Raw genomic sequence first — 16302 nt, forward strand, 5'->3', positions numbered from 1 at the left:
ATTCGTTCAATGCGGCACGCCGTCCGCCATCAGATCGCGCAGTTCATCCATATTGAACGGCTTGGCGAGAATGCGCACGCCCAGATGCTTTGCGCGTTCGATGTCGTCCGCATAACCCGTCATCAGCACGAGCTTTTGCATAGGCAGGCGCTGAATGATCTGTTCTGCCAGGTCGATGCCGTTCATCCGCCCCGGCATCTGCACATCCGACAACACGAGATCGAAACCATAGCCCTCGCCCAATAACGCGAAGGCCGCGTCCGCGCTCTCTTCATGATGGACCGCACAGCCGAATACTTCGAGCACCGCCGTGATGCCCGCCGCAACGTCGACGTTATCTTCGACGAGCAGCACGGACATGCCGCGCAGCGGATGGTCATCGGCAATAGGCGGCTCCAATGCAGGATGCTCAGGTTCCCTAACTTCTTCGGACTTCGACGACGCGGCCGGCCCTTGATAACGCGGCAAATACAAGCGCACCGTCGTGCCCGCGTCCGGCACGCTCGTGATGCGCGCCGTGCCGCCCGCCTGCTCGCAAGCCGCGAGCACTTGCGCGAGGCCAAGGCCCGTACCCGTTCCGCGTTCCTTCGTGGTGAATAACGGCTCGAATGCGCGGCGAAGCACTGGCTCGCTCATGCCCTCGCCATTGTCCGTGACGGAGATGAGAATATATTCGCCATCGGGCAAGTCGTTCTCCGCGCCGCGCACGCGCGCGTTCTGGCAACGAATGACGATGCGCCCGCCGTGCGGCATGGCATCGCTCGCATTCACGGCGATGTTGACGAGCGCAAGCTCCAGCTCGACCGCATCGGCCATTACGTTCCACAAGTCCGCGGAGCACTCGACCGTCAGCGGGATAGACGGATGCACCGCGCTTTTCACGGTATCGAGCACGCTTCTCAGCCACGCAGCAGGTTCGATGACTTCCTGCTTGCGCGGATGCTTGCGCGCCACGCTCATCAGCCTTCGCGCCAGCGATTCCGCGCCGGCGGTGGCGCGTTCGACCGCGAGCACTTCGCTCTCGACATCGTTGAAATGCTTGCGGCGCGCAAGCGTCATGTTCGACGACACCACCATCAGCAGGTTGTTGAAGTCATGCGCGACGTTCGCGACCAGATTGCCGAGCGCGCCCATTCGCCGCAATTGACGGCTCGATGCTTCGACGGATAGGCGCATCGCGACTTCCGCCTGCCAGCGTTCCCATGCCGCCTGTTCCGAATCGAGGCGACGAATCGAGTATGCAATCAGCAGCCAGACCGCCATGCAAGGCAGCGCGGCAATTGCCGTGACGAGCGCGAGGTTATGCCGCCATCGCGCTTGCACGGCGGAAGTTGCATAACCGGTTGCAACGTAAAGCGGAAAATCTCCGACGCGGCGATAAGCCAGCACGCGTTCGACGTGATCGATAGTCGACGTCATCTGCAAACGGCCATATAGCTCGTTATTGCGGAACGCCTGAGTGAACGGCGTATCGGGCGCGGGCTGGGCGCCATTGCCGGCTGACGGGAAGCGCACGAGCAGGCCGCCATCGCGTCGATAGAGGCCGATGACGAGCGCGTTATCGCCCGCAGCGATCTCGTGATAGAAGTCGGTGAAATAGTCACGCTTCAGCGCAATCGATACGACGCCGAGAAAGTGGCCATCGCGGCTGACGCGTCCCATCGTCGCCGTGAAGACGTCGGAGTTCGCGACCTTCCCGCGCAACGGCAGCGAGAAGTACGTGACCGGTGCAATGGCGCGCGCCGAGCGAAAGTCGTCGCGCTCCGCGATGGAAACTTGCGGCGAGGGATACCAGCGGCTGTTCGCCAGCAGCGCGCCATTCGCACCGAACACTGAAATGGCAGCAACTTGAGGCAGCGTGCCGCTCATGTCGTCGAGCGCGCGATGCAGCGCCTGCTGCCGGCTGGCGATGTCCGCATCGTCGCTATCGCCGAGTGTATCGACGACGCGCGTTTCGAGTTGCTGATTGAGATCGAGCACCTTTAGCGCGTGTTCGTTTGCGACACGCGCGAGACGTTCAGTCAGTTCTTCCGCATCGGCGAAACGGCGCTGATAGTCGTAATAGCCATAGATGCAGAGACACGCCATGGGTATCAGCACCGACGCCGCAAGCACGAGCAGCAGCACCCGCCGCGTCAACGCGAAGTTGCGCGATGGGAGCGGCAAATCCAGGGTCCCGTTCTCGGTTGGGTTCAAGCGTTCGGCCTTTTCGTCAGTCGGCCGTATATCGTAACCGGCGCGTGCGTGTGGCGCATAGCCACGCGCGCGCGCTCACCGCTCCATCACCCTGCCATTTCGCGATCCGGCGTCGACGAAATGCGATGTATCGCGAGGTCCGCGCCGTTGAATTCGTCTTCGCGTTCGAGCCGCAAGCCGACGGTCATCTTGATCGCGCCATAGACGGCGGCGCCGCCCGCGAGCGCGAGCGCCACCGCGCCCAGCGTGCCGATGCATTGCGACCACACCGACACGCCGCCGATGCCGCCGAAAGACCGTTGTCCGAACACGCCCGCCGCCATGCCGCCCCATGCGCCGCACATGCCGTGCAACGGCCACACGCCGAGCACATCGTCGATACGCCAGCGGTTCTGAACGCAGGTGAACATCTGCACGAACAGCACGCCCGCCACCGCGCCGACGATCAGCGCGCCCAACGGATGCATCAGGTCCGAGCCCGCGCACACCGCGACCAGACCGGCCAGCGGTCCGTTGTACGTGAAGCCGGGATCGTTGCGGCCCGCGAACCATGCAGCGAGCGTGCCGCCGACCATCGCCATCAGCGAATTGACGGCGACGAGGCCGCTGATCTTGTCGACAGTCTGCGCGCTCATCACGTTGAAGCCGAACCAGCCGACCGCGAGCACCCATGCGCCCAGCGCGAGAAACGGAATGCTCGACGGCGGATGTGCGGCAATGCGCCCGTCCTTGTGATAACGCCCGTGACGCGGCCCGAGCAGCAGCACGGCAGGCAACGCGACCCAGCCGCCGAACGCATGCACGACGACGGAGCCTGCGAAGTCATGGAACGGCGCGCCGAAGGTCTGCGCAAGCCAGTGCTGAACGCCGAAACGTTCGTTCCACGCGACGCCCTCCAGCAACGGATAGATGAAGCCGACGATCACGCACGTCGCGAACAATTGCGGGTTGAACTTCGAACGTTCCGCGATGCCGCCGGAGACGATCGCAGGAATCGCCGCCGCGAACGTCAGCAGGAAGAAGAAGCGCACGAGCGCATAGCCGTTGTGCTCGGCGAGGATGTCGGCGCCATGCATGAACTGCACGCCATACGCGATGTTGTATCCGATGAAGAAGTACGCAAGCGTCGACACGGCGAAGTCGACGAGGATCTTCACGAGCGCGTTCACCTGGTTTTCACGACGGACGGTGCCGAGTTCGAGGAATGCAAAACCTGCGTGCATCGCGAGCACCATTGCGGCGCCCAGGAGCAGGAAAAGTGTGTTGGTGCCGGTTTGAAGGGCCTGCATGGCGCGTGGCTTATCTCGAAAAGCGGCGCTTTTTGCAAGTTCCGGGCCATGCTGGCGCATTTTGCATGCAGTTGGTGCTTTATCTAGGCTGCATATGCGCGGGCGCGGTGCGTCCGAACCACGAAATGCGCACGTTTGTAGCTCTCAATTGGTGCAGAGCGAGCGTTCCTGTGCAAGCGTTGCACCGCAGGCGTGCATGCAGTATGCCGAATTCAATTATTCCCTAGCCCATGCAAGCTAGAACCCAACGTGCCGATACATTTTTTTCCAAATATTTCCGCGATGTGTAATGATACTGATTCGCATTAACAAATTGCGATCATGGCTTGACCAATAACGCTCCGCCCCTCGAACACGGTGCGCGGGCGGGCGAGGTCGCGTCATCGCTTTCGGCGACGAATCCCGTTTCGCGCCGGTCGGAAATCACTAACAAGTATCGGGGAACGACATGTTGAGGAAAACGCCGCTTGCAGCGGCATGGGTCACTGTTGCCGCGGCGCCGATGGCCGCACCGCTTTATGCTCAGACCGCACCGCAAGGCGCTTCAGCCACGCAAGCAGCATCGCCCGCAACGGAAGCCTCTTCCGCCAGTCAGACCATCGCTCAGGACGCCACCCTGCCGGCCGTCACCGTAACCGGACGAAGCGACGCAGCAGCCGACTTCCAGGCGGAAACGTCGAGCGTCGGCGCGAAGGTGCCGACCGCGCTGCGCGACATCCCGCAGGCCGTCGTCGTCGTGCCGAAAGCCGTGTTGCAATCGCAGGCAGTGAGTTCCTTTTCCGACGCCTTGCGCAACGTGCCGGGCGTCACGCTGGGCGCAGCCGAAGGCGGCCAGATCGGCAATAACATCAACTTGCGCGGCTTCACCGCACGCACCGACATCTATCTCGACGGCTTTCGCGACCGGGGCCAGTACTATCGCGATACGTTCAATCTCGAATCGATCGACGTGCTGTACGGCCCTTCGTCGCTGTACTTCGGACGCGGCTCGACGGGCGGCGTCATCAATCAGGTCAGCAAGCAGCCCAACCTGAAACCGCGCGCCGACGTGTCGTTGCAGGCGGGCACGCATGACCGCTATCGCACGACGGTAGACATCAATCAACCGTTGACCGATACCGCCGCGTTTCGCATCAACGCATTCGGCCAGTCGCTAGGCTCGACGCGCGATGAGATGAAGAACAAGGATTTCGGCATCGCGCCGGAAGTGAAGTTCGGCATCGGCACGCCCACGCAAGTGACGCTGTCCGCGCTGATCCAGCACAACTACGATCAGCCCGACTATGGCATTCCGCCTTTGAACGGCCACCCGGCGCCTGTCGACAGGAAGACCTTCTACGGTTTCACCGACGACCGCACCATTCAGGACGTGCAGACGTTAAACGCGCGCATCGAACATCGATTCAACGACATGTTCACGTTGCGCAACCAGACGCAGTTCAGCCACTACAGCACCGAGGCACGCGCGACCAATGCGGCGGCCGTGCTGACCGGTCCGCTCGGCACATCGCCGGCGCTCAGCAACGGCAATTACACGACGCTGCCGCTTTCGTCGTTGTACGTGCGCTTGCAAGGCAAGGACCGCAACATCAACGATCACTCGGTCTATAACACGACCGATTTCCAGGGCAAGTTCGCAACCGGCTTCCTCAAGCACGACATGCTCGTCGGCGTCGATCTGAGCCACGAGACGTACAGCAATCAGAGCTTCACCGCGACGACGCCCGGCCTGCCGTCGAACACGCTTGCCATCGTGCCGCTCGTGAATCCGGCCTATACGACGCGGCCATCGAACTATCGCGAAGTCGCGACCAATCTCGCGGAGTCGAGCGCGAACGGCATCGGCCTCTACCTGAACGATACGATTTCGATCGGCGAAAACTGGAAGTGGATCGGCGGCGTTCGATGGGACCGCTACGAAGCATCGATCAACAACTCGATCAACGCGCCGCGTTACGCGACGCAAACGAACTACTTCACGAGCGTGCGTACCGGCATCGTGTGGCAGCCGACGGAATGGCAGTCGTATTACGTGTCGTACGGGACGTCGTTCAACCCGTCTCTCGAAGCGCTCACGCTCACGAACAATCAGCAGAACACGCCGCCCGAGAAGAACCGCTCGTACGAAATCGGCTCGAAGTGGGACTTGCTGAACGGCGGGTTATCCGTGACGCAGTCGCTTTTCAACATCGAGAAAACGAATGCACGCACGCAGGTATCGACGGGTGAATACACGCTCGATGGCGATGTGCGCGTGCGCGGCTATCAGCTCGGCGTCGCAGGTCACATCACGAACAAGTGGCAGCTCTTCGGCGGCTATACGTACATGAACGGCACCGTCGAAAAAGCACTGGACGGCACCACCGGCAATACGCTTGCCAACACGCCGCACAACATGCTCACGTTGTGGTCGACGTATAACTTCACGCCCAACTGGGAGTTCGGCGGCGGGCCGTCGTATGTGTCGTCGCGCTATGCGGCGAACAATAATTTCGTCAAAGTGGGCGGTTATACGCGCTGGGACGTGATGGCCGCGTATCATCAGAAGCGCTACGATATCCAGTTCAACGTGTGGAATATGACGGACAAGAAGTACTACGACGCCCTCATTCCTTCCGACGGCGGACGCGCGGTGCCCGGCATCGGCCGCACGTTCCTTGCGACGGTGAACTACCGCTTCCGTTGATGCGCACGCGCGCCGTTTCAACGATCCACGAAGCGGCGCGCGCGTCATCTGACTTACCGAATCATGATTCTTTCGATACCGAACGTACTCAGCCCAGAAGACGCAGCAGCGATGCGCGCACGTCTCGATGCCAGCGACTCATGGGTCGATGGCCGCGCCACCGCGGGCTATCAGGGCGCGCCCGTCAAGCGCAATCAGCAGATCGCCGAGGCATCGCCCATTGCGCGTGAACTCGGCGATGCGATCGTCGGTGCGCTGGAACGGCATCCGCTATTCATCAGCGCCGTGCTGCCGAACCGTGTGTATCCGCCGCTATTCAACCGCTATGAAGGCGGCATGCACTTCGGCAGTCACGTCGATGGCGCCATTCGGATCGTGCCTGGACATGGTGCCCGCGTTCGCACGGACGTATCCGTCACGCTGTTTCTTTCACGCCCCGAAGACTACGACGGCGGCGAACTCGTCATCGAAGACACGTACGGCGTGCAGGAAGTGAAGCTGCCGGCGGGACACGCGATCGTGTATCCCGCCACAAGTCTGCATCAGGTGCGTCCCGTTACGCGCGGCGCGCGCGTGGCGAGTTTCTTCTGGACGCAAAGCCTCGTTCGCGACGATGCCCAGCGCGCGCTGCTATTCGATCTCGACAACTCCATTCAACGCCTGAATGCGACCAACGGCGATGAGGCGGCCAAGCGCACGCTCGTCGGCTGCTATCACAACCTGCTGCGCATGTGGAGCGAGACGTGATCGCCTGGTGACGCTACCCGAATTTCTTCAGCAAGGCTTCATCGCGTGCAATGACATCCGGAAGATGCGCGCGCAGAAATTCAACCCATGTGCGCGTCTTTGCATCGACGAACTTGCGCGACGCATAGAGTGCAAAAAGATTGGTGTGCTGCAACGTGTGATCCGGCAGCACGCGCACGAGGGAGCCATCACGCAGGCCGTCGATTGCAGCATAAAGCGGCAATATGCCGATGCCCATGCCTTCGCGTATCGCCACGACGAGCGATTCCGCGATATTCACCTGCACGGTCCCGCTGATGTGCAGGGTCTCGCGACCTTGCGGTCCTTCGAGCGTCCATTCGCGTGCGGGAAACGCAGGGGTTTGCAATGTCAGGCAATCGTGGCTGGAAAGATCGGCGGGCTGTGCGGGCGTACCGCGTGCATCGATATAAGCGGGCGATGCGCACAGAATGCTGAAGGTGCTGCCAAGCCGATGCGAGATCACCTCCGAATCCGATAACGTTCCCGCCGACACCACCGCGACATCGCTGCTGCCTTCGAAGAGATCGGGCATGCGCTGCGATAGCGTCAATTCCACTTTCACGTCCGGATAGAGCGCACGATATCGCGCGATGGCCGGCAGAATATAGTGCTGCCCGACGCTTGCGAAACTGAACATGCGCAGCGTGCCGGACGGATGCTCATGCGCGTCGCTTGCTTCTTCTTCTGCGCCGTCGATATCGGCGAGTATCTGCAAGACACGCTTCAAATAGCGCTCGCCTGCCGACGTCAGCGCAAGACGCCGCGTCGAGCGGTTCATCAATCGCGTGCGCAGATGGGCCTCGAGTTCCGATACGGCGCGCGACATGGCGCCGGTCGTGGAATTCATCGATTGAGCCGCAGCCGTAAAGCTGCCGGCTTCGATCACGCGGGCGAATACCCGCATGTTCTGTAGGGTGTCCATCAGACCGTCACAGTTGCCAGAGGGACGACATTGTCCGCTCAATTGCCCCAAGCATTGTTATTGAATCTGGAAAGAATGTTCCCTGATTCCCTCATTAATTGATATTGCCCCCCTGCCTACAATCGGCCACTTCACGAAAGGGACGTAGCGGGCTCAAGCATGTCGTTCATGAATCATCCGCGTGCGAGCCGGGCTTGCGCACGCGACGTCATCGACGGACTGCGCGACTGGCTCGCCACCGAAGGCAACGTCTGGCTGCATCTACTGAAGACGCTCCTTGCCTCTTTCATCGCGATGGGCCTTGCCATGCGCTTCGAGCTTTCGCAGCCACGGATTGCAATGACCACGACCTTCGTGCTGATGCAGCCGTTCTCCGGCATGGTACTCGCAAAGAGCGTGTATCGCTTCGCCGGCACCGCGTTGGGCATGCTCGCCGCGCTCGTGCTCGGCGCGGTGTTCGTGCAGACTGCGGAGCTTTATGCACTCGGACTGATCGTGTGGGTCGCGGCATGCACGGCGCTCGCCGTGCGGCATCGGCAATTTCGCTGGTATGGTTTCGTGCTCGCCGGATACACGGCCGCGCTGATCGGCGTGCCTGTCGTCACTGCGCCGGATCAATTGCTGCTCGCGACGCTCACGCGCGGCGCCGAAGTGATGATCGGCATTCTCTCTTCGAGCGTGGTCAGCGCGCTCGTGCTGCCGCGTCATGCCAGCGCGAGGCTTACCGCGACGCTCGCGCAACGTGAGTCCGACTTCATCGCGTTTGCTGCGAGCGTGCTGCGCGGTGGACTCACTCGCCGCGCTCGTGAGCGTCGTTATGCGGACCTCGTTGAAGAGACCGCCGGATTCGAATCGACACGGCGCATTGCGGCTTACGAAAACCCTGCGCTACGCCGACAAAGCGTGTTGCTTGCTCGATTAAATAATGCGTTTATGGACGCGTGTGCACGTCTGCATGCGCTCGATCAGTGCATCAAGCGGCTGCGTTCGCTCGATGAATATCCCGCGCTCGCGGCTTGTCTCGACGAACATGCGAACCTGCTCGCTTCGCCGCGTTGCCATGAACGCGCGCTCGCGCGGCTCGACGCGTCGCTCGACGAACGTATCGCGGATTCGTCGAATATCGATGTCACGACGTGCGTCGAACTGCTTGATCGCTTCAACAGCGACATCATTCGCCTGATGCGCATTCGTTCATCGATTGCGAACGGCCAGCACGATGCATCCTTGCCCGCTGGGGGCACCAGTCCGCGCTATGTCGCGACGACGAATCGCTTTGTCATTGCGGCCACTTTCGTTCGCTCGGGGAGCGTCATTGCAGCGGTCGCGTGGTTCTGGATCACGACCGCATGGCCGAGCGGCGGACTGGCCGTCATCGCCGCGACGCTCGCTTGCGCGTTGTCGTCCGCATCGGCAAGGCCGGCTAAGTTCGTCGCGCAAATGGCGGCTGGCGCGGCGTTTGCCACGATGCTCGGCTATGTCTACCTGTGTCATGTCTATCCCGCGATCGACGGCTTCCCGCTCTTGTGCGCGGTGCTTGCGCCGCCCCTTGCCGCAGGCGCTTTCATCGCGATGCGCCCCGCCACGGCAGGATATGGCATCGGCTTTTGCGTGTTCTTCTGTCTTCTTGCGGCACCGGATAACGCCATCGTCTACGATCCGGGCCTCTTGCTGAACAACGGTATCGCGATCGTCGTTTCGATGCTCGTGACCGCGATCGCGTGCGCGATCATCGTGCCGCCGCATACGCCCTGGCTCGTCGGCAAAACGCTGGCGGCATTGCGCGCTCAGGCCGCGCTCGCTTGTGAAGGCAGGCTTCCCGGACTGAATGAACGTTTTCACTCGGGCACGCACGATCTCATGTCGCAATTGCTCGGCCTCTTGCTGCCGTCCTCGCGCGAGCATCGCCGTGCGCTTGCGTGGATGCTCGTCACGCTCGAAGCGGGACAGGCGATGATCGACCTGCGCACGCTGCGCGCCGCGCTGAACGTCGATGATGCACCAGCGTCGCTGCGCATCGCGTGGTCGTCATCTGTCGCGCAAATGCTGCATGACATGGCGATGCTGTTTCGCACGCCGTCGAGCGCGACGCTGCGCCGTGCGATCAACGCCGTGGTGTCGTCGATCTTCGCAAGCGATGCCTTGCTCGAACACCTCCCCTCACACCACGCAGCGCGCGATCTGCGGCGCTTTCTGGCCTGCCTGCATTTCATTCGCAGCGCGCTCGTCGATCCCACTGCGCCTTTCGATGCGCAACGCTGAGTTCATCCTTCCTCGCGCTGGAAATGTGCCTTGCACGCAGGACGATTTATCTGCCGGATAGCGCGACTTATAGTGTTTGCGTGCCCGAACCATCCGACGCACGGCACACGTCTCAAAGGAGAAGTACATGAAGCCGTTGAAGATCACCCTTGCAGCCATCCTGCTCACGAGCGCAACGCTCGCGATGGCGCAAACGTCCGCGCCCGCCGCTGGCAACGCTGCCAGCGACACAAATCAGCAGTCCACGCAAACGCCGCAGCGAGGGCAGGAATGCGTGGGGCCTGCCAGCTATTGCAGCATCTTCTTCGGCGGCAGTTGATCCTTCGTATTCAATATCGGCGCCTTTGCAGCATCGAGACGCCGAAATTAGACAAAGCGCAAAGAGTGGCATGACGAAGGTTGCGCTTTCGATACTGCGCCTATGAAAACGCCTAGGGATAACGAATAATTGCGCCGTTGCCCCGCCGTCTCCGTCCGCAGCATCCGAGCATCGCGCATCGCCGCGAGATCATCGAAGCCTACGCAAGACACTCCCGATCAACGCGCCGCGTCCAAGCACGCTGAACGAAGCGCGCGCCTTCGTGCGCCGTTGCGCTAGCGGACGACGAGACTCACTCGGGGCACGAGCCAGTCAGTGTTAGTGGAGATATCGATGTTGGATGACCGTATTCGTTGTGCCGCCCTGCGCGGAAAAATCACTTCCGCAGCCGAGGCTGCACAGCTCGTACACAACGGCATGCGCGTGGGTGCAAGCGGCTTTACGCGTGCCGGCGATGCCAAAGCCGTGCCGCTCGAAATCGCGCGGCGTGCGCGTGAGGAAAGCGATCCGCTTCGCATCACGTTGATGACGGGTGCATCGCTTGGCAGCGACACCGATCGCATTCTCACCGAGGCGGGCGCGCTGGAACGCCGCCTGCCCTTTCAGGTCGACGCCACCTTGCGACGCGCGATCAACCGCGGCGAAGTGATGTTCATCGATCAACATCTGTCCGAGACGGGCGAGCTATTGCGCGACAATCGCCTGGGCCCGCTCGATCTCGCGATCATCGAAGCCGTCGCCATCACGGAGACGGGCGGTATCGTGCCGAGCACGTCGGTTGGCAATTCCGCGACGTTCGCGATGCTTGCGAAGAAAGTCATCGTCGAGATCAATCTTGCCCAGCCGATGGGCCTCGAAGGTCTGCACGACGTATGGTCGCCCGCGCCGCGTCCAGAGCGCGCGCCGCTAGCGTTGATGCGCGTCGAGGATCGCGTCGGAACGTCCTGCATCGAGATTGCGCCTGAGAAGATCGCGGCAATCATCGTGACGAATCAGCCCGACAGTCCTTCCACCGTGTTGCCCGCCGATGAAGACACCGCGCTGATCGCGGGCCATCTCGTCGAATTCTTTCAGCATGAAGTGTCGCGCGGCCGTCTGCCGAAACGGTTGCCGCCGCTGCAAGCGGGCATCGGCACGATTGCCAATGCCGTGCTGTCGGGCTTCGCTGCGTCGCCGTTCGAAGCACTCACGCTCTATTCGGAAGTGCTGCAGGACTCCACCTTCGATCTCTTCGACGCAGGCAAGCTCGCGTTCGCATCGGGCGCCTCGATCACGCTTTCGGCGAAGCGCCAGGAGCAGGTCTTGAGCGACATCGACCGCTATCGCGAGCGGCTCGTCCTGCGCCCTCAAGAGGTCAGCAACCATGGCGATGTGATTCGCCGCCTCGGGCTGATCGCGATCAATACGGCGATCGAAGCCGACATCTACGGCAATGTCAATTCGACGCATGTCGGCGGCACGCACATGATGAACGGTATCGGCGGCTCGGGCGACTTCGCGCGCAATGCGTCGTATGCCGTGTTCGCGACGAAGTCCATCGCAAAGGATGGCCGCATTTCGAGCATCGTGCCGATGGTTCCGCATTGCGATCACAACGAACACGATGTGGACGTGATCGTCACCGAGCGCGGCCTCGCCAATCTGACGGGTCTTGCGCCGCGCGAACGCGCGCTCGCAGTCATCGAACATTGCGCCCACCCGCTCTATCGCGATCTCTTGCGCGACTACTACCGCGATGCAGCATCGCTCGGCGGACACACGCCGCATCGGCTTGATGCGGCGTTCGCGCTGCATACGCGCTTCGCGCAAACCGGTTCGATGCTGCCCGACGGTTCGCATTAAGCCAAGGCATTCGCAAAGGAGAAGATTCGGCGCACAATGCCTGAAGGTCGCCCGAGGTGGGCGCACAGGAGGAGCATCATGACCGCCATTACGTGGGTTCTCGCCGCCGACAGCAGTCGCGCCCGAATCTTCGAAACGCGAGGCCTCACACTCGATCTTCAGCAGGTCGAGGACATCAGAAGTCCCGCGGTGCGTGCCGCCGATTCAATCGACAGGGACCGTGAGTCTTTCGCCAGATCGGTGGCCGCGTTTCTCGAGGAAAGCCGATTGGGTCATCGCTTCGACCGCTTGCGGCTGGCGGTCGAATCCAGCTTCCTCGACGTATTGAGTGAACACTTGAGTAGCGAAACGCGCAAGCTGGTGTACGAAAAACGCGGCAACGACATATCGAACATCGACGCGCAGGACGCGCGTCATGCGCGCCGCTGAAAGTTCCTAGCGGCGCGCATCGTTCGATTATGCAGGCGGGATGTTCTGATTGCTGCGGAAGACATTGTTCGGATCGTAACGCCGCTTGACCTCGGCAAGCCGCTCGAAATTCGGCCCATACGCCGCTTTCACACGATCCCCTTCATCGCCCGTCAGGAAGTTCACGTAGACGCTGCCTATGGCATACGGCGTCAATGCGGCGAACATCTCGCGGGTCCATTGCGTGCATTTCCCGTCGTCCGCGGCTTCGGTCCATCGGCCGTGTATGTTGATCGTATAGATCGAATCGCGATTCGCATACGCGGTGGCATCGACGGGAACGCGGTTCGTCTGCCCGCCCATCGCTCCGATGAACACCTCGCAATGCGGCGACGGCACCGCGAGCACGGCCTTCGTGAGCACGTCGAACGTCTCGTCGGACAGGGACGTGAAGTTATGCGACTTCCAGTAGTTGCGCGCGCCCGGCGTAAGCAGCGGATCGAACGCCTTCTGCCAAGTGGCGAAGGGCATCGGTCCGAGATGTTCTCCATACGGCGTGCCGAAGGATCGCACCGGCTCGATTGCCTTTGCGCCATCTTCGACGGGACCGATGAAACAGCATGCAAGCGCGATGATCGGCTTGCCATGCACGTCTTCGGGAAGGAACGGCAAGGGCGGCGCAAGGCGCATGACGGCCCATACGGTCATCTCATCGGGGCTTGAAGCGACGAAATCGCGATACTTCGGCAGCACCTGATCCGCCTGTTCGAGCGGATAGACCACGAGCCCGCCGTACACTTGCGGTCCCACTTCATGCAGGCGGAATTCGAATAGCGTGACCACGCCGAAATTGCCGCCGCCGCCGCGCAACGCCCAAAACAGCTCAGGCTCCGATTCAACGCTTACGCGACGCCACTGGCCATCCGCCGTGACGATCTCGGCGGCGACGAGATTGTCCACCGTCACGCCGAACTTGCGGCTGATCCATCCAAAGCCGCCGCCCAGCGTGAGGCCTGCGACGCCGGTCGTCGAATTGATGCCGAGCGGTGTCGCCAGTCCGAACGCTTGCGCCTCGTGATCGAAGTCGGATAACAACGCGCCCGGCTCAACATACGCGCGTTTCGCTTGCGGATCGACGCGCACGGATTTCATCGCGGATAGGTCGATCATCAATGCGTCGTCGCTGACCGCGCTGCCCGCAATGTTGTGTGCGCCGCCGCGTATCGATATCAGCATGCCGTTGTCGCGAGCGAAGGCAAGCGCCGCGATGACATCAGCGGTGCCGGCGCAGCGCACGATCAACGCGGGACGCCTGTCGATGGCTGCGTTCCAGACCTTTCGCGCTTCGTCGTAGTCGGAGTCTGCGGGCGCGATGACCTTGCCGCGCACCGCCGTCTTGAGGGTATCGATCGATTCGACCGGGATGTTGACCATGAAGACCTCGCTGCATATAAGACCGCGCCGCGACGTGCCCGACCCTGCCATCTGGAACGCTAAAGCGCAAGGAATCCGCTCGAGCGGCCCGCGCCGCTGTGAGCAGCGGAATTGCGATGACGGACACGCGTGTCCGCTCGTTGATTAAAGGCCCGGCATTGCGGAATGTAAAGTGCGCGTCCAGTAAAATCACGCATTACACCTAGCATGCATCGGCCAAGTTTGCCGAAGCGAGGCTCGGATCAACGTTATGGATCGCTTACTTTGTTCTTTGCCGCATTATTTGAACGAGCACTTAAGGCCAGTTCGGCAATAAGTGTTAAATGTCCTTACAGGAAGGCAGCAAACGTCAACCGGCGGAGATTGCCTGCGTTTTTCGTGACATGCAGATCATGTCGGTCTGCTTCTCCTTAAGAAGGTATTCCATGACGAAGAAACTGCTTGTCGCCGCTGCTATCGCTTGCCTGTCCGCTGGTGTAATTGCAAAGCCGCACGAATTCAAGCATTACGAGAAGTTCGAGCACAAAGAGCACCGCGAAAACATCGAGCACGCGCGCGAGCATCGCGATGAGCGCGAGCATCGTGAGGTGCGTGACGAACACAAGCGTGCTGAAGAAATCGGCCGTCGTGATACGACGGTCGGCAATGCGCGCGTCGACATCCGTAACGATCGCGCGAACGGCTTTCAAGTGACGCACTAAGCGTCGCAGTCGAAAGACCGCTGACGAAGACGAGCGCCGCGCGGCGCTCGTCTCAGGCACGCAACGTGCAGCTCCCGACGCGTGACGCTGGGCATTCCACTCCGGAGAACCGCATGAAGAATCCCTGGACGAAGAAGAATCCTTTCATGAGCATGTGGCTTTCCGGTGCGAACGCGATCGCCGGATCGGCGCGTTGCCATGCGACTGCCGCCGTCAAGCGCCAGTCGCAAAAGCAGGTCACGGACTTCTGGACGGCCGCGCTGACGCCGCCTAAAACACGGCGAAAGAAGCGTCGCTAACAGGTACGATCAATAGCCGAGCGCGCCGCCCCCTGTGGGGAAGTCGATCGCGCCCTTGTCCGAAAAGCGCGCACCGCCAAACGCACCGCCCGCGAGCCGGCCGCGTGCTTCATAGGCGACTTTGGTCGATGCATCGCCGCTTGCAAGCCCGAGCGCCTGCCGCGCCACCGACCACGCCGACACCGTCACCGGCACCGATAGCACCGCCTCGCCGAAACGAGGCACGGTGCCACGCTGCGCACTGACGCCGCTCGCGAACGGGCGACCGTTGAGGTCGAGATCGAGCGCGACGCCGTCGAAATCGATCGGCGCATCGTTGGGGTTCTGCACGCGCAGTTTGACGGCGAAGCGCATTTCCAGCCCCTGCCCTTCGAGCGGTTCGATGCCCGCAACATTCACACGCAAGGGATCGCGATTCATGAAACCCGCGCAACCGCCAAGCGCGAGCATAGCGAAGAAAACGAAAAGAGCGATAAAACCGTTGCGTAACGCGTGATTCGATTGCATGGGCGACTTTCCGTAAGCGTTAAAAGACAGCGGACGTTCTAGGCACGCATCGCATGAAGCAGCAGGCGGCCATACTCGTGATGAAACCAGACGCCATCGGCAATGTAGAGCGCCGCGATCCACGCCGCGCCGACGACGATCAGATCGCAGTGGCCGCTCGTCCATAGCTTGAGCGAGTGACGCCCTGCGATCCACGGCACACCCATCGGATTGGGCCAGTCCGCCAGCAAATGGATGATTCCGCCGCATGCGAAACCCAAAGCGAAAGGCACCGCCGGATGACGCCCGAGGTAGTGCCAGCATAAAGCGAAAAGCGCGGCCCATCCGAGGCCCCAGTGCGTGAGCGTCCGGTGCGTGATCCACAGCTTGCGCTTTCTCGTCCACCAGGCCACTTCGAGCCAGTCGGGCGCGGTTGCTCCCACGACGCCGCCGAGAACCGCAAGCGCGCACGACACGTAGTCGACGCTTGTTGCGGCCTTGCTGGCGAACGCCGCCGCGATGATGCCCGCCGCCCATCCGGTCGCGTGATGGGCCTTGCTCGATGCCATGTGCAACCTGCCTTGTAACGCATGCTGTGGAAACCGCGCATGTTCGCACGACGGTTCATTCCTTGCGCGTGCGGATACATAAACTTACGCAATAGCTCGGTCTTGAGGCGGCCTTGACGCA

At 61.6% G+C, this 16302-nt stretch carries 14 protein-coding genes; 8 read left to right on the top strand and 6 right to left on the bottom strand.

Going from position 1 to position 16302, the window contains the following annotated elements; genetic code table 11:
* Positions 1–6: 6 nt before the first annotated feature.
* Together LDZ21_RS17645 and LDZ21_RS17650 are read right to left on the bottom strand one after the other, a co-directional pair.
* Positions 7–2196: a hybrid sensor histidine kinase/response regulator family protein gene (locus tag LDZ21_RS17645; RefSeq protein ID WP_244795063.1), complete on the bottom strand. Its 2190-nt coding sequence runs from the start codon at positions 2194–2196 to the stop codon at positions 7–9.
* A gap of 86 nt (positions 2197–2282) precedes the next feature.
* Positions 2283–3485 (bottom strand): ammonium transporter, encoded by a 1203-nt coding sequence (locus LDZ21_RS17650; RefSeq protein WP_244795064.1) that lies wholly within the window; start codon positions 3483–3485, stop codon positions 2283–2285.
* Positions 3486–3933: 448 nt separating this feature from the next.
* On the opposite strand from LDZ21_RS17650, the gene LDZ21_RS17655 reads away from it, so the two are divergent.
* Together LDZ21_RS17655 and LDZ21_RS17660 are read left to right on the top strand one after the other, a co-directional pair.
* Positions 3934–6171 (top strand): TonB-dependent receptor, encoded by a 2238-nt coding sequence (locus LDZ21_RS17655; protein WP_244795065.1) that lies wholly within the window; start codon positions 3934–3936, stop codon positions 6169–6171.
* A 63-nt stretch (positions 6172–6234) separates the two neighbouring features.
* Positions 6235–6918 (top strand): Fe2+-dependent dioxygenase, encoded by a 684-nt coding sequence (locus LDZ21_RS17660; protein WP_244795066.1) that lies wholly within the window; start codon positions 6235–6237, stop codon positions 6916–6918.
* Between the two features lie 13 nt (positions 6919–6931).
* On the opposite strand, the gene LDZ21_RS17665 is transcribed toward LDZ21_RS17660, so the two are convergent.
* Positions 6932–7861 (bottom strand): LysR family transcriptional regulator, encoded by a 930-nt coding sequence (locus LDZ21_RS17665; RefSeq protein ID WP_244795067.1) that lies wholly within the window; start codon positions 7859–7861, stop codon positions 6932–6934.
* Positions 7862–8029: 168 nt separating this feature from the next.
* Between LDZ21_RS17665 and LDZ21_RS17670 the strand changes: the two genes are divergently transcribed.
* The 4 genes from LDZ21_RS17670 (at position 8030) to LDZ21_RS17685 (ending at position 12713) form a co-directional block, all read left to right on the top strand.
* A complete protein-coding gene (locus LDZ21_RS17670) occupies positions 8030–10123 on the top strand; it encodes an FUSC family protein (protein ID WP_244795068.1) in 2094 nt (697 codons plus the stop codon).
* A 127-nt stretch (positions 10124–10250) separates the two neighbouring features.
* Entirely contained in the window at positions 10251–10442 is a 192-nt protein-coding gene (locus LDZ21_RS17675) for a hypothetical protein (RefSeq protein WP_244795069.1), read from the top strand.
* 333 nt (positions 10443–10775) lie between these two features.
* Positions 10776–12284, top strand: a complete 1509-nt coding sequence (locus tag LDZ21_RS17680; RefSeq protein WP_244795070.1) for a succinyl-CoA:acetate CoA-transferase ScpC — start codon at positions 10776–10778, stop codon at positions 12282–12284.
* A gap of 78 nt (positions 12285–12362) precedes the next feature.
* Positions 12363–12713, top strand: a complete 351-nt coding sequence (locus tag LDZ21_RS17685; protein WP_244795071.1) for a host attachment protein — start codon at positions 12363–12365, stop codon at positions 12711–12713.
* A gap of 27 nt (positions 12714–12740) precedes the next feature.
* Here the strand turns inward: LDZ21_RS17685 and LDZ21_RS17690 are convergent, their stop codons facing one another.
* On the bottom strand, positions 12741–14126 hold the full coding sequence (locus LDZ21_RS17690; protein ID WP_244795072.1) for an FAD-binding oxidoreductase: 1386 nt from the start codon (positions 14124–14126) through the stop codon (positions 12741–12743).
* A 323-nt stretch (positions 14127–14449) separates the two neighbouring features.
* Between LDZ21_RS17690 and LDZ21_RS17695 the strand changes: the two genes are divergently transcribed.
* Both LDZ21_RS17695 and LDZ21_RS17700 read left to right on the top strand, forming a co-directional pair.
* A complete protein-coding gene (locus tag LDZ21_RS17695) occupies positions 14450–14827 on the top strand; it encodes a hypothetical protein (protein WP_244795073.1) in 378 nt (125 codons plus the stop codon).
* Positions 14828–14940: 113 nt separating this feature from the next.
* A complete protein-coding gene (locus tag LDZ21_RS17700; RefSeq protein WP_244795074.1) occupies positions 14941–15126 on the top strand; it encodes a hypothetical protein in 186 nt (61 codons plus the stop codon).
* A gap of 9 nt (positions 15127–15135) precedes the next feature.
* Here the strand turns inward: LDZ21_RS17700 and LDZ21_RS17705 are convergent, their stop codons facing one another.
* Both LDZ21_RS17705 and LDZ21_RS17710 read right to left on the bottom strand, forming a co-directional pair.
* A complete protein-coding gene (locus tag LDZ21_RS17705) occupies positions 15136–15633 on the bottom strand; it encodes an LEA/WHy family protein (protein WP_244795075.1) in 498 nt (165 codons plus the stop codon).
* 38 nt (positions 15634–15671) lie between these two features.
* Positions 15672–16181, bottom strand: coding sequence for a metal-dependent hydrolase (locus LDZ21_RS17710; RefSeq protein WP_244795076.1), 510 nt, complete (start codon positions 16179–16181; stop codon positions 15672–15674).
* Positions 16182–16302 lie beyond the last annotated feature (121 nt).

This window comes from Caballeronia grimmiae (genome assembly GCF_022879615.1).
Lineage (GTDB): Bacteria > Pseudomonadota > Gammaproteobacteria > Burkholderiales > Burkholderiaceae > Caballeronia > Caballeronia grimmiae.

What these genes read in the sequence shown, in the direction of transcription:
- LDZ21_RS17650 (WP_244795064.1), bottom strand. Translation starts at nt 3,485, where the DNA reads ATGCAGGCCCTTCAAACCGGCACCAACACACTTTTCCTGCTCCTGGGC.
- LDZ21_RS17655 (WP_244795065.1), top strand. Translation starts at nt 3,934, where the DNA reads ATGTTGAGGAAAACGCCGCTTGCAGCGGCATGGGTCACTGTTGCCGCG.
- LDZ21_RS17660 (WP_244795066.1), top strand. Translation starts at nt 6,235, where the DNA reads ATGATTCTTTCGATACCGAACGTACTCAGCCCAGAAGACGCAGCAGCG.
- LDZ21_RS17665 (WP_244795067.1), bottom strand. Translation starts at nt 7,861, where the DNA reads ATGGACACCCTACAGAACATGCGGGTATTCGCCCGCGTGATCGAAGCC.
- LDZ21_RS17670 (WP_244795068.1), top strand. Translation starts at nt 8,030, where the DNA reads ATGAATCATCCGCGTGCGAGCCGGGCTTGCGCACGCGACGTCATCGAC.
- LDZ21_RS17675 (WP_244795069.1), top strand. Translation starts at nt 10,251, where the DNA reads ATGAAGCCGTTGAAGATCACCCTTGCAGCCATCCTGCTCACGAGCGCA.
- LDZ21_RS17680 (WP_244795070.1), top strand. Translation starts at nt 10,776, where the DNA reads ATGTTGGATGACCGTATTCGTTGTGCCGCCCTGCGCGGAAAAATCACT.
- LDZ21_RS17685 (WP_244795071.1), top strand. Translation starts at nt 12,363, where the DNA reads ATGACCGCCATTACGTGGGTTCTCGCCGCCGACAGCAGTCGCGCCCGA.
- LDZ21_RS17690 (WP_244795072.1), bottom strand. Translation starts at nt 14,126, where the DNA reads ATGGTCAACATCCCGGTCGAATCGATCGATACCCTCAAGACGGCGGTG.
- LDZ21_RS17695 (WP_244795073.1), top strand. Translation starts at nt 14,450, where the DNA reads ATGTCCTTACAGGAAGGCAGCAAACGTCAACCGGCGGAGATTGCCTGC.
- LDZ21_RS17700 (WP_244795074.1), top strand. Translation starts at nt 14,941, where the DNA reads ATGAAGAATCCCTGGACGAAGAAGAATCCTTTCATGAGCATGTGGCTT.
- LDZ21_RS17705 (WP_244795075.1), bottom strand. Translation starts at nt 15,633, where the DNA reads ATGCAATCGAATCACGCGTTACGCAACGGTTTTATCGCTCTTTTCGTT.
- LDZ21_RS17710 (WP_244795076.1), bottom strand. Translation starts at nt 16,181, where the DNA reads ATGGCATCGAGCAAGGCCCATCACGCGACCGGATGGGCGGCGGGCATC.